The 13,133-nt window shown below is 34.7% G+C and carries 14 protein-coding genes and 1 rRNA gene; 8 read left to right on the forward strand and 7 right to left on the reverse strand.

The window, feature by feature from the left end:
• The first annotated feature begins 4 nt into the window (after positions 1 to 4).
• Complete coding sequence (locus tag R1F52_04605; GenBank protein ID WOV92405.1) at positions 5 to 301, forward strand: hypothetical protein; 297 nt, start codon at positions 5 to 7, stop codon at positions 299 to 301.
• Here the strand turns inward: R1F52_04605 and R1F52_04610 are convergent.
• Positions 298 to 798, reverse strand: coding sequence for a hypothetical protein (locus R1F52_04610; protein ID WOV92406.1), 501 nt, complete (start codon positions 796 to 798; stop codon positions 298 to 300). The two genes, R1F52_04605 and R1F52_04610, sit on opposite strands and share 4 nt — an antisense overlap.
• 128 nt (positions 799 to 926) lie before the next feature.
• Here R1F52_04610 and R1F52_04615 point away from each other — a divergent pair, with 128 nt between their 5' ends.
• From R1F52_04615 to rrf, 3 genes are all read left to right on the forward strand, one after another.
• Positions 927 to 1,946 (forward strand): multicopper oxidase domain-containing protein, encoded by a 1,020-nt coding sequence (locus R1F52_04615; GenBank protein WOV93868.1) that lies wholly within the window; start codon positions 927 to 929, stop codon positions 1,944 to 1,946.
• On the forward strand, positions 1,936 to 3,090 hold the full coding sequence (locus tag R1F52_04620; protein WOV92407.1) for a divalent cation transporter: 1,155 nt from the start codon (positions 1,936 to 1,938) through the stop codon (positions 3,088 to 3,090). The genes R1F52_04615 and R1F52_04620 overlap by 11 nt, the downstream gene beginning before the upstream one ends.
• 87 nt (positions 3,091 to 3,177) lie before the next feature.
• Positions 3,178 to 3,297 (forward strand): 5S ribosomal RNA (rrf, locus tag R1F52_04625).
• Between the two features lie 169 nt (positions 3,298 to 3,466).
• On the opposite strand, the gene R1F52_04630 is transcribed toward rrf, so the two are convergent.
• Both R1F52_04630 and R1F52_04635 read right to left on the reverse strand, forming a co-directional pair.
• The gene (locus R1F52_04630; protein WOV92408.1) at positions 3,467 to 4,903 is read right to left on the reverse strand and encodes a leucyl aminopeptidase; all 1,437 of its coding nucleotides are present in this window, start codon (positions 4,901 to 4,903) and stop codon (positions 3,467 to 3,469) included.
• A 43-nt stretch (positions 4,904 to 4,946) separates the two neighbouring features.
• On the reverse strand, positions 4,947 to 5,306 hold the full coding sequence (locus R1F52_04635; GenBank protein ID WOV92409.1) for a hypothetical protein: 360 nt from the start codon (positions 5,304 to 5,306) through the stop codon (positions 4,947 to 4,949).
• Between the two features lie 99 nt (positions 5,307 to 5,405).
• Here R1F52_04635 and R1F52_04640 point away from each other — a divergent pair, with 99 nt between their 5' ends.
• The 4 genes from R1F52_04640 (at position 5,406) to R1F52_04655 (ending at position 9,677) form a co-directional block, all read left to right on the forward strand.
• Positions 5,406 to 7,064, forward strand: coding sequence for a ribulose-phosphate 3-epimerase (locus R1F52_04640; GenBank protein WOV92410.1), 1,659 nt, complete (start codon positions 5,406 to 5,408; stop codon positions 7,062 to 7,064).
• 2 nt (positions 7,065 to 7,066) lie between these two features.
• Positions 7,067 to 8,041 (forward strand): transketolase family protein, encoded by a 975-nt coding sequence (locus tag R1F52_04645; protein ID WOV92411.1) that lies wholly within the window; start codon positions 7,067 to 7,069, stop codon positions 8,039 to 8,041.
• The gene (gene fsa / locus R1F52_04650; GenBank protein ID WOV92412.1) at positions 8,038 to 8,688 is read left to right on the forward strand and encodes a fructose-6-phosphate aldolase; all 651 of its coding nucleotides are present in this window, start codon (positions 8,038 to 8,040) and stop codon (positions 8,686 to 8,688) included. The genes R1F52_04645 and fsa overlap by 4 nt, the downstream gene beginning before the upstream one ends.
• A 296-nt stretch (positions 8,689 to 8,984) precedes the next feature.
• A complete protein-coding gene (locus R1F52_04655) occupies positions 8,985 to 9,677 on the forward strand; it encodes a hypothetical protein (GenBank protein ID WOV92413.1) in 693 nt (230 codons plus the stop codon).
• Here R1F52_04655 and R1F52_04660 read toward each other — a convergent pair.
• The 4 genes from R1F52_04660 to R1F52_04675 form a co-directional block, all read right to left on the reverse strand.
• Positions 9,674 to 10,237, reverse strand: a complete 564-nt coding sequence (locus R1F52_04660) for a TATA-box-binding protein (protein ID WOV92414.1) — start codon at positions 10,235 to 10,237, stop codon at positions 9,674 to 9,676. The two genes, R1F52_04655 and R1F52_04660, sit on opposite strands and share 4 nt — an antisense overlap.
• A 75-nt stretch (positions 10,238 to 10,312) precedes the next feature.
• Positions 10,313 to 10,729: an ACP synthase gene (locus R1F52_04665; protein ID WOV93869.1), complete on the reverse strand. Its 417-nt coding sequence runs from the start codon at positions 10,727 to 10,729 to the stop codon at positions 10,313 to 10,315.
• A gap of 32 nt (positions 10,730 to 10,761) precedes the next feature.
• Positions 10,762 to 12,327, reverse strand: a complete 1,566-nt coding sequence (locus R1F52_04670) for a VWA domain-containing protein (protein WOV92415.1) — start codon at positions 12,325 to 12,327, stop codon at positions 10,762 to 10,764.
• Positions 12,328 to 13,125, reverse strand: coding sequence for a MoxR family ATPase (locus R1F52_04675; protein ID WOV92416.1), 798 nt, complete (start codon positions 13,123 to 13,125; stop codon positions 12,328 to 12,330).
• Positions 13,126 to 13,133 lie beyond the last annotated feature (8 nt).

Here is a 13,133-nt window from a genome sequence, read left to right on the forward strand (position 1 = left end):
ATCCATGAATGAAGATGATATTAATCGTCTATTTGATCCCAAAATCACCGAAATTCTTGCCATGCTTGAAGACTCTCCAAAACCAATTAGTGTAATTTCTGATCAATTGAATCTTGATGTGAATGAGATTAAAACACGTCTAGAACCATTAATCAAAGATGGATTTATCTCCTTTGATGAATCTGCTAATGATGTAATAGTGTCTGCCGATATAGATAAACTTACAAAGTTTTTTGAGAAAAATATGAATTTTGATAGTACCATTGATGGTTTAACTGAGATGGATAGTTTTCTAAACTAACGTTTTTTCATATTTCGTATTGTAATAATTCCAATTACTACCAAACTTGCCAATCCGCCAATTAATAAATACACTCCCACTATGCTAACTGATATATCGTTATCATCTGGATAGTATGTGATTACTCCTATGACATTTATGATTTGATCTGCTGTGTTTTCAACAACTAGTCTATACTCTCCTTTTGTATTTATGTCGAAACTCTTCTCTATTGGAACCTCGGAAATTAATTCTGTAACTATTACATTATCAAATGGATCATACAATGAACTGTATAATGCATTTTTCACAAATGTAGGCGAGTCTATTACTATTACGCCAATCTCATTAATCATTGGATCTAGTTCTGCTTTGATCTCGATATTATCTCTAGCATTTACATCTTGATTAATTACTACTAAATCATTTACTATTATACTTACACCATAAAATATGACTGCTATGCCAGAGCCACATAGACACATTGTGACTAACAGATATAACATAATTTTTCTCATGTATCATTGGTGCCATTTCATGGTTAAAATATTATTCTTTTAATATTAGATAAGACTAAATTTGTTAGCATATACTAAATTTTAAATATACCGCGCAGAGTCATTATTCATTGAAGATTGGTTCTCTAATGGGAATGGTACTAGTAATAGCCGTTGCAAGCTCAATTCTATACTTTTCTGTATCTAGTGTAATGGGGACTAGCCATGATACTAGTACATTCATTACTCATAATGGTGAGGTGATAACGACGTATGGGGATATACTAAATCCGCAATATTCTACATCTACTGTAGAGTTTGATCCAAATCAATATCTTCGCAATTTCAATTATGGTACAGTATCTACACTGCCTGATGGTACAACACTACGGGAATTTACTATAATAGCCGAAGATCATTTGATTCAAGAGATCTCCCCTGGAATATTTTATAATGTTTGGACATTCAACGGAACTGTTCCTGGCCCTACCATTAGAGTGACAGAAGGTGATCTAGTACGTATACATTTCATTAATAATGGATCAAAACCACACACCATGCATTTTCATGGAATACACGAAGCTCAATTTGACGGTGTGTTTGAACCAGTAGGTGCTAATGGTGGACAATTTACATACGAATGGATAGCAGATCCCGTCGGTGTTCATCCATATCATTGTCATGTTATGCCACTTGAAGAGCACATTTTACATGGTTTGTATGGTGTTTATATCGTAAATCCAAAAGAGCCTCGAGAACCTGCTGATGAAATGGTTATGGTATTGAATGGTTTTGATACAGACTTTGATACTGAAAATAATATTTATGCTGCAAACACTGTTCCATTTTATTATCAACATCATCCAATACAGATCAATGTAGGTGATCTTGTTCGAATTTATGTTGTGAATATGGTGGAATTTGATCCCATAAACAATTTTCATCTACATGGGAATCTCTATTTTTATTATCCAACAGGAACTAGTACTGTACCATCTGAATATACTGATATGATAACCTTATCTCAAACTGAGCGAGGAATTATGGAATTTTCCTATGATTACCCTGGCAAATATTTATTTCACGCACACAAGGTAGAATTTTCTGAAAAAGGATGGGCTGGCTTATTCCTAGTTAAAGGTAATGCGGATAGCGACTATGGAACCTAACTTTTCAAAACCTAAATTAATTCTTGGTGGATTGGGACCACTCATCGCACTTGTATTTTTTGTATTTTACATATTGGGACCGGGCTCACTTTTGAATGATATTGGTACACCTTTACCTGATATTACTTTTGATAGAATAGCATTTGAGGATACAGAAATCATTGCAACTATACGAAATACCGGACCTGTCCCTCTTAATGTGGTGATGGCAGATGTAAATGATCGCATTCAACCTGCGGCAATTGAACCTAACGGATACTTGGAGCGTTTTGAGACTGCAATTTTAAGAATACCGTTNCAGTGGAATGAGGGGGAGCCATATGAAATTGGTGTTACCATTCAAGATGGCACACGTTTCTCCTCAGCAGTGGATGCGGCATCTCCGTTGTTGGAACCGTCAAAAGATCTCTTTGTTCGTCTTGGTCTTATTGGGATTTATGTGGGTATAATACCCATAATGATTGGATTATTGTGGCTACCGTTCATTAAGAAAATGAACTCTTCATACTATCGCTTCTTTTTAGCACTTACAGTTGGTCTACTAATATTTTTGGGAATTGACTCTGTTGCCGAAGCTGGTAAAGTCGTCGATGAAAATATTGCTGATATTTTTGATGGTACTATGTTGATTGCTATTAGTCTAATCTCTTCATTTCTAATTCTTCATTATTTGGGAGGGCGTCTACGTAAAATAAGTTCAAGTCCATTCATACTAGCATTATTAATAGCGATTGGAATTGGAATACATAATTTTGGCGAAGGTCTTGCTATAGGTGCATCTGTAGCATTAGGCTCAATATCTCTTAGTACATTTCTCATTGCTGGATTTGCAATTCATAATGCTACTGAAGGAATTGCCATAGCGTCACCTATTGCAAAACGTAAATCATCAATACTTTTGCTCGTGGGTTTGGGAGTTCTTGCAGGAATTCCCGCTGTATTTGGTACATGGATTGGGGGATTTACATTTCTACCATTTCTATCTGTAATGTTTCTGGCCATAGGTGCCGGTGCACTATTTCAGGTATCCTACTCTGTGTTATCGTGGATACGCGAAGATGACAAATCCCTATCTTCGCCCTCTACTGTTGGTGGACTGATTTTGGGATTTATCATATTATACATCACTAGTATTGTTATCTGAATATTTCATGATTGATGTCTGATTTTGATTCAATTCTTTCATACCATTCCTAGCTGACATTAATAGATACGATTTTCTCAAATAAATCAAGCCGGTCATAGCGTTGGGGTGCGACCCAGTCTCATTCCGAACCTGGAAGTCAAACCCAATGTCGCTGTTGTGTTACTAAGGTGCGAGAGCTCTTGGGAAGCAGCAGTACTGGCGTTTTTTCATAAATATAATATACAGTATAATTTGAATTACTATATTGCAAAAGTGTGTTGTTTGTGGAGAGGGATTTGATAATGATATTAGATTCCTCAATCACATGATGGAAAAACATGGATTTCGAAATTCAAACATTTCAAAACCTGATCGAAATAGTAGGGGCTACTAGTCATACATTTGATAAATATTTTAAAATTAATCTTACACCATATGCTGTTGCGCCTTTTGGATTATAAGATTTGTATTTTGTAGCTCCCTGTGTCCATGCAGTACCTGCAATGTCAATATGTGCCCACGGTGTTTTGTTTATCGCATTTTTCAAAAATGCTGCAGCAGTAATTGTTCCTGCAGCTCTGCCAATTCCCATGTTTCTAATATCTGCAAAATCTGATTTTACCATATCCATATAGTCATCATCTATTGGTAATCTCCACAACTTTTCACAAGTAACTTGTGATGCATCTAGAATTTTTTCAGCAAGACTGTCGTTATTTGATACTAGCCCTGCAACATTATTTCCCAGTGCTACTATACATGCTCCAGTTAGAGTGGCAAAATCTATTATTGCTCTGGGGGAGTATTTCTTTTCCCCATATGATAATGCATCTGCTAGAATTAGTCTACCTTCTGCATCTGTGTTTAGAATTTCAGCAGTTTTACCACTGAATAATGTTACAATATCCCCTGGTCTGTATGCTTGCCCATCAGGCATGTTTTCAACTGATGGGACGATTCCAACTATGTTCAAGCCTAGTTTGAGTTCGGCAACTGCTTTTACTATTCCTAAAACGACACATCCACCACATTTATCAAATTTCATTTCCTCCATTTTCTCACCCGGTTTCAATGATATTCCACCAGTGTCAAATGTGACAGCTTTACCTACGAGTACAATTGGTCTTTGTTTTCCAGCTCCATTATATTCCAAAGTTATCAGTTTCGGCTCGTTTTTACTTCCTTGCCCTACGGCTACTATTCCTCCAAATTTACCTTTGATTAATTGTGCTTTTCCAAGTATGTTTATTTTCAAACTATTTGTTTTTGCAATTTTTTTTGCATAATCTGCCAATACCGCAGGTGTGCATTCACTTGGGGGTAAATTGCATAATTCTTTGGTAAATACAACACATTCAGAGATAATTTTTGCGTGTTTTACTGCTTGTTGATTTAATTTATTTCTCTGTGCTATAATTTTGAATTTTGTAGGTAAATTTTGTTTCCTTGTTTTATATTTACTAAATGTATACATGGCAGGAATTACCCCCTCGATTATATTTTGTATGATTACGTGTTGTTTTTTTAATTGACTTGGTAATACAAAAACAAATTCGTTTAATTCCAACTCTTTTATTTTTTTTGCAACTAGACCTGATACATGTCTTATGATGTCATTATCTTTTTCATGACCTTTGATACTAGCAAGAATAATTCTTTGTGCCGATGTTTTTGTATGAATAGTTGTAATTTTTTCATGATGTACGTCCTTTATACCGCTCTTTACAATATCCGGTGAACCTTTTACCATTTTTGTGTCGTCTGCTATTAAAAGACACAATGCCTGTGTTTTTATTTTAAACGGATTCTTTGATTCTAATGTTACTTGCATGTACATTACTGTCAATCATAATACTATAAGTATTTGAGTAATTTTATATCAATTTCTTTATCTTTTTATTTGTAATTAGACTAGCTGAACGCCAGAATACTGCATTGGCATTTTTACAACTAGACGGGTTGGGAAATTTTTGTCTCTTTCCATTACCCTTTTGTAATATGATACATTTCATCAAAGGAATTATTCCTGCACGTCCTCCATACGCTGTAGTTTTATCTATAAACCAAAACATCTCTAGTACATCCAAATCATTAATTCTTTTGTGCCATATTTTTGCCTCATCTGTATAATGTCCTACAAGCGTTATCTTCCCTCTTGATAAGACATCTATTCCTTTAGCAAATTTTGTACACAAGAAACAATCATTGTCAAATAATATGGTGAATTCTTGCATATGTGTATATTAATTCACTATAATTAAATTTTTTACCTTTCGGTATGACCTGAAAATTTCTATCAAGCTTAATATTCTAAAATTTAATATCGAATCTATATGGGTTTGAATTATTATTCTATTAAAAAACATATTCTCAAGGCTCGAAAATTAGTCATACGTGGTACCACAGCTGCAGGCTCTGGGCACCCTGGTGGTTCTTTCTCAATGGCAGAGATTCTAGGATGCATATTTACTAATCATTTAAAGTTTGATCCAAAAAATCCAAACTGGGAAGATCGTGATAAATTGATTCTATCAAAAGGTCATGCGTCACCAGGTCTGTTTTCAAATATGGCCATTGCAAAATACTTTGAGCCATCAGAGTTGGATACTTTGAGACAATTTGGTAGCAAGTTACAAGGTCATCCTGATTTGAAATGTCCTGGTGTAGAGTTTTGTGGTGGCTCGTTAGGAATTGGACTGTCATTTTCTATTGGTTGTGCACTAGCAGCTAAACTTGATGGAAAGGATCAGCATATCTATACCATAATGGGCGATGGTGAATCTGATGAAGGACAGGTTTGGGAAGCTGCTATGACTGCTTCAAAATATAAAATTGATAATCTAACTCTAATACTAGATAGAAATTTTTTACAACAGGATTCTTACACTGAAAAAATTATGCCATTAGATACTGAACTACTTGATATGAGATTATCCACGATGAGAGATCCTGAAAAATGGAAGACGGGTATGAAGTGGAAATCCTTTGGTTGGAATGTTTTAGAAGTGGATGGTCATAAAACTGAACAATTGAATCGAGCTATATTACAGGCTCGTAGCACAAAGAATGTCCCAACTATAATCATTGCTAGAACAATAAAGGGGAAAGAGATAGAGCATATGGAGCATAATCCAAAATGGCATGGCAAGGCACCTGCACCTGATATTGCACCTATAATTAATTTAGAATTGGATTCCCAATTCATGATTGCCCCCTCTATAATAGCTGGAGATATGTCTAATCTTGAACGTGAGGTAGAAAGATGTGTAGAGGGAAAGGCAGATTATATTCATCTTGACGTTATGGATGGGGTCTTTGTTCCCAACAAAACTTTTGACCATGATACCATTAGTAAATTACGGCCAATAACTGATACACCATTTGATGTTCATCTCATGATAAATGATCCTCTAAAACATGTGAAAGACTATGTCTCTGTTGGAAGTGATATAATTACTGTACATGCAGAAGTCTGTGACGCATCTAGTTTTGGAGAAATATTTGATTATTTAACACAGCATCAAATCAGCGCCGGTCTTGCAATAAATCCTGATACTGAATTACCTTTATGGGCAATTCCGTTTATTTCAAAATTAGATCAGTTAATTGTTATGTCTGTAGTTCCAGGTAAATCTGGACAATCATTTATAGAATCTACTCACATGAAAACACAAAATCTTATGAAACAATTACAAGAAAATAATTTTGCAGGTTATGTTGAGATTGATGGAGGTGTGAATCTAGATAATATTGGTATGTGTTTTGATGATGGTAGTAGAATCTTTGTTGGGGGCAGTGCCATTGTTGGGCAATCTGATGTATCTAAAACAATTCGTAAATTCCGTGACGCAGTTTTGATTGCACGCAGGCGTAATTTGTTAAATTATGCTAAAAAACTTGGAGGAGATACACTTGTTGAGAAATGGATTAATCTACACGAGATTGGTGCAAAACAAGATCAATTACGTACTATACTTGAGGATATGGCCTAATTATGACAGACGTAGAATACGGTGATATGAGAACTGCTTATTCTGATACTCTAGTAGAGATGGGGGACAAGTATCCGAATGTAGTGGTCTTGGGAGCAGATACCACAGATTCACTAAAGACATCTCAATTTGGTAAAAAATTCCCCAACCGTTTCTTTAATGTAGGAATTGCAGAAGCGAATATGATATCTGTTGCCGCAGGTCTTGCCATGTCTGGTAAAACTGCATTTGCAAGTACATACGCCATATTTCTTCCCGGACGATGCGTGGATCAAATTAGAAATTCCGTAGCATATCCGACACGACCAGATAAAAAAGGTCTTGATGTAAAGATGGTTGTATCACATGGAGGATTAACAGTTGGCGCTGATGGTGGTTCTCACCAACAAACTGAAGACGTCGCGATAATGCGTAGTATTCCAAATATTCAAGTTTTAATTCCTGCAGACTCTGTATCTGTATCTGCCCTTACCCGTATAATGACTACTAATTATGGTCCATACTATATGAGAATGGCACGATCTAAAACACCAATAATTCATGACAAATCTCAGGAATTTACAGTTGGAAAATGTATAACTGTACGTGATGGTTCTGATTGTACTATTTTATGCTCTGGAATTACAGTTCACATGGCTTTAGAGGCAGCTGCCAGTCTCTCAAAACAGAATATATCTTGCAAGGTTGTAGATTGCTTCTCAATCAAACCTATTGATTCTGCATCCCTCGAGTCGTATGCAAAAGAGACAGGTGCAATTGTAACATGTGAGGAGCACAACATTATGGGTGGTCTAGGTTCTGCAGTGGCCGAATCCGTATCCGAATCTTATCCGGTACCGATAACTCGAATAGGGATAAGAGATTCATTTGGAGAATCTGCACGAGACTCTGAGATCCCACTCTTATTGGAGAAACATGGAATCACATCTTTTAATATAGCCAAAGCAGTCCAAGATATTCAGGTAAAAAAACGATGAAAATTTTTCTAGACACTGCAAATCTTGATGAAATTAGAAAGTATAATGATATGGGTCTTTTAGATGGAATTACAACAAATCCCTCTCTACTTGCAAAAGAACAAGGGGATCCAAAGGATGCCATGAAAGAAATTTCTCGTATAATAAAAGGAGATGTAAGTCTTGAGGTGGTATCTACAAATTATGATGGAATGATGGAAGAAGGTTTCAAACTATGCGAGTATGGTTCTAACGTTGTAGTAAAGTGTCCTATGACTTCAGATGGTTTACGGGCATGTACATCTTTTGTAGAAAAATCCATTCCTGTGAATATAACTTTGATTTTTTCAGCTAATCAAGCTCTGTTGGCTGCAAAAGCTGGAGCAAAATACGTGTCCCCCTTTATCGGTCGACTCGATGATATTGGATTTGACGGTATGCAACTGATAAGGGATATAAAAACAATATTTACTAATTATAATTTCAATACACAAATTCTTGTTGCTAGTATTCGTCATCCATTGCATGTAATTGAGGCTGCAAAAATTGGTGCTGATGTAGTAACACTTCCACCTGCAGTTCTTGGAAAAATGTTAAAACACCCTTTGACTGATCTTGGTCTTGATGCATTTTTGAGTGATTGGAAAAAAACAAATTCTACTCTATAACATAATAACCTATTCTTTTAAATCATTTCTCACTGTGTGTATTATGCGAAAAGATGCTATTCGTTCACACCGTCTTAATTATCTACTACGTTTGTATAGACAAAACCACCATGAACGCCATTTATACATGCGCGCAAAACTTATGGGTGTCTCTGATGCCACTGCTCGTAATTATACAAAATCAGTCATTAGCAAAGCAAAATCACTCAAAATTTAAAGATCTGACATTTTAGGTTATATATAATATATCTACTGGTGATCAAATTCTATTAATATTATGCCATTTTGATTAAATCATGTCTGATCTACTTTTACCTTACGTTGATAAATTGATCCAATTACAAAAAGGAGACACGAACATACTGCTTAAAATTCAAAGGGCTTGTCAACAAAATGAAATATTATCTATATCAGAACGTGATTATGTAGCAAAATTAGCAAAACAGTATATTGGTGGATATGTGGATCCCTACTTTACTGAATCGTCAATTCCCTCTACACCGCCGCCTCTGCAACCAAAAATATCAAAACCTATCCCACAAAGTATGACACAAGCAGAAAACCTAACAATACAAATTCATAAAACAAAGTCTAAATTACCATTTGTAAAGATTGGAATTGTACTAGGCATACTTTGCGTAATTGGAATATTAGGAGTTGTTATTTTGAATAATACTGTTGGTACTTTACCTGTTGGTACTTTACCTGTTGTTACTACGAGTGAAAAGTTACCTCTCTCACTTGATCAACGTACATACAATAAAGGTGATATAATATCCATTTATGGTGTAGCTACTACTCCTACTGTTACAATTACAATTACTACACAAGATACAGTAGTTTGGAGTGAAGTTGTTGATGTGTATGATGATGTATTTTCCACTTTGTTAATTGCCGGTGGTTCTGATTGGAGTGGTTCTGGTGTTTATACAGCAACAGCATTGATTGATTCAACACGTTATACTCTTAATTTTGATTTTGTAAATTAATTTTCATAAATCATTAAATCTTTTTCTTCAAGTAGTGCATGCAAATTATTTACTGAACGATACACATCGGGTTCTTTCTTGGCACCTGTACATACTAGTTTACCTGATGCGAATAAGAGTATGACTGTCTTCGGTTCCAACATACGATGAATTAGACCTGGAAATTGCTCTGGTTCATACATACTTCTTGGAAGAGTTCTTGCTGCCTTTTCTAGATGAATCTTTCCACCCAAATTTATGGCCGCTACAATATTCTGAACCACAATTACTGCATCCTTTTTAATTGAAACCTTTTCACTTCTGAGTTTATTCACCACTGTTCTTACAGCTTTTATTGCCATTTCTTCAGATTTTGCTCCAGTACACACCATCTTACCTGTTCTGAATATAAGAGTGGCTGTTCTAGGGGATTTCAATCGAAATACAAGCCCTGGGAATTGATCAGGGTGATATTCTGTGTCTGGAAATTTTTTAGTGATTTCATTAAGATTTATTTTTTGATTTACTGATGCCGAAGCTACTACATTCTCGATACTAACAATAGGTTTTGTCTGTCTCACATAGTGTGTTATTTAAATACCCTATAAATACATAAACCTATAATTCCAATATTCCGAGAATTATACAATTTAGCATTAATGATGATTTATCCACTGATATCTGTATTCTTCCTCAATTATCTCTCTTTTCATATCTGCCAAAGTATTTTTCTCATCGACAGACACATCAAATATTCCCAGTGCCCCTTTGTATGGTATTGGTATTCTTAAGCGATGTGGATTTTGAAATAGAAATCCATATTTATTTTTATTACTAGTCATATTTGCTAAATGTTTTTTATAATCTTCTTTCAGTTTTATTTTAGTTGGATATTTTTTTGTAGTGTACAATTCTACGTATCCTATAATAAAACCTGTTTGCATTCTTTTTTTAATTTTTAATCTCTTACAATCTTGTGTTCTAATTTTTTGTGGAGCGTGAATTAATAATTTACCACGATAATTTGTATTCCAAGTTCTCAATTCTATTATTTTCTTTCCATCTATTATCAGATTTGCAAATGGTTAACATACTGAAATACATTTCATGGTGAATTTAATATACCCAATATTTTTTTTGGAATATCATTTAGATTATACACTGCCAGTGATTTTTCATATCCTAATTGTTTTAAATTATTTGCAATATTCATTGAACGTATAATATCTGAACCAAGCCCAATTGATATCATACTTGTTCCAATATTTTTAAATAAACTAGTCATACGTCTAACTGCATCAGGGTCAGATGGTTCTCCATCTGTTAATGTAAGTAAAATATCAGGTTTTTTCGTCGATACAAGATGATGCATTTTATTATACACGTCTGCCAAAGGGGTGCCACCATTTGCCTGCACCGATGCAAGTCTTTTTGCACAGGTATTATTCCATTTTACCCCCTCGTCTTTTATAGACCAGCACATAACTGCCCTATTCTCTGTGTTGAATGCGTATATGGAAAATTTAATCCTCAGATATGCTAGTACCTCACATAGAGATAGTGTGGTTTTTTTATACTTGATTTGATTTGATGCTATGCTTGAGGAATGATCAAGAAGAATCATAATTCGTGTTTTTATAATTTTTCTAAAATCTTTTAAAAATGGTTTAGAGTCTTCAATGTAAGACTCTGCATCAAATTCATCACCGTAATCCTGTACATGTTCTTCTCTCCAACCTGTTCTCCAAGAGCGAAATTTGATTTTTAAACTTGATATAAAATCATTGTCATAGATTGACATCTCATTTACATTTTTATGATTCGGTGTGCTAATCCCTATAATCTTATTTCCAACACCTTTGGATTCATTTTTACGATTCTCGTGGATTATTGCGTTAAATTCATTCTTTATCTCTTTTCCTTCTAGTGCTTTTTTTGGTTCAATTTTACTAAAATACTCTCTATTCTGTGAGATTTTTTTTAATGCATTTAACACCTCTTCTTCATTCATTGGTATATTCTGTCCTCTTTTGAACAATGGAATTGAAATGGTAAGTAGTGAATCAATTTGAAGGATTTTTATAATCTCCACAATTTTTTTACTAATCCACTCAGTACCATAATTATTCTCTAGTGATTTATTTAGTATATTTTTTGCAAGTATAGTTGCTTTTTTAATTTTCACAACATCATTTGCTGGAATATCTCCCTTGAAATCATTTAATAAAAAATATTGATAAAAAGCCTCTACTATTCGGGCTCTTCCATACACTGAGGATAACAATGGTCTATTTCTCCAAATGCGCTCATAATTTACAATCAATTCCCTGTCCATTCCTCTCCATATCTTTCTTCCAAGCATCTCTATACGCCGTGTCTCTATTGTATTTAGGATAAATCCAAACACATGATCATCGCTTAATATCTTGTCGCAGTAGTAGATCCTCATGGACTCGTACCAGAGAGTTGTTCTCAATTGTCTATACTTGTCAAAATCATCTCCTGAATATTTTTCAATTGATGGTAATGTTATGATGGCATTTTGCAAGTGTGTTTTTGGTCTATTGATATTTGCAAATTCTACTTTGACATTTTTATTAAATGCCCATCTACGTGCAAGAAATGTTGTAATCTCTATTAACGAATCATCACGTAGATATGATATCTGCATTTAACTCACAAACATAGATGTTATTATATCACTTACTTTTTGATACTCGATATCTCCCCATTGTGAATATACATTTCCAAATGTTATCACTGCTGCTTTTTTTGGAGATACTCCTTGCTCTAACATCTTGCCGAATGCTATGGTCTCTCTAATACTTGGTGAATAATCAATCTCTTCTACCGATGCGGCATCTCGTAATGTATTTGCAAGTTTGATACCTTGTTGCAAGGCGGATTTGTCTGATATGTGTGGCACATGTTTCTGTACAATCTCCATTTCTACATCTTCTGGTGGATATTCTAATCTGATTCTTATTGGAAATCTGCTAATTAATTGTGGTGGGAGTTCTTTGGTACCAATATGTGTGAGTGGATTTATTGTAGCTACAACAAACCATTCTTTGGACGCTTTAATTATTTCACCACTAGATTCTTTGAGTATCATCTGCCTACTATCATCTAGTGCCTCATCGAGTCTTAGTAAGACATCTGCCTCTGCGGCATTTAATTCATCGAGGTATAGTACGTTACCAGATTTCATAGATTTAATCAGTATTCCCTCATCAAATCCAATTTGTCCATTATCAAGAGTTTTTGATCCAATCAAATGACTCTCTCTTGTTCTTAAAGAAAAATTAATAGATTCCATACCAACATTTTTGAATTTGATGAATTCTCGAACTAGTGCTGTTTTACCTGTTCCTTTTGGCCCAATAATTAATACGAAAATTTTAGATTTATACGCAATATCTAACACTCCTATTGAATCGTTCCAATCTAAATAAGATATGTCTGCCAACTAATTCT

It is taken from the genome of Nitrosopumilaceae archaeon AB1(1), from assembly GCA_033471095.1.
Classification (GTDB): domain Archaea; phylum Thermoproteota; class Nitrososphaeria; order Nitrososphaerales; family Nitrosopumilaceae; genus Nitrosoabyssus; species Nitrosoabyssus spongiisocia.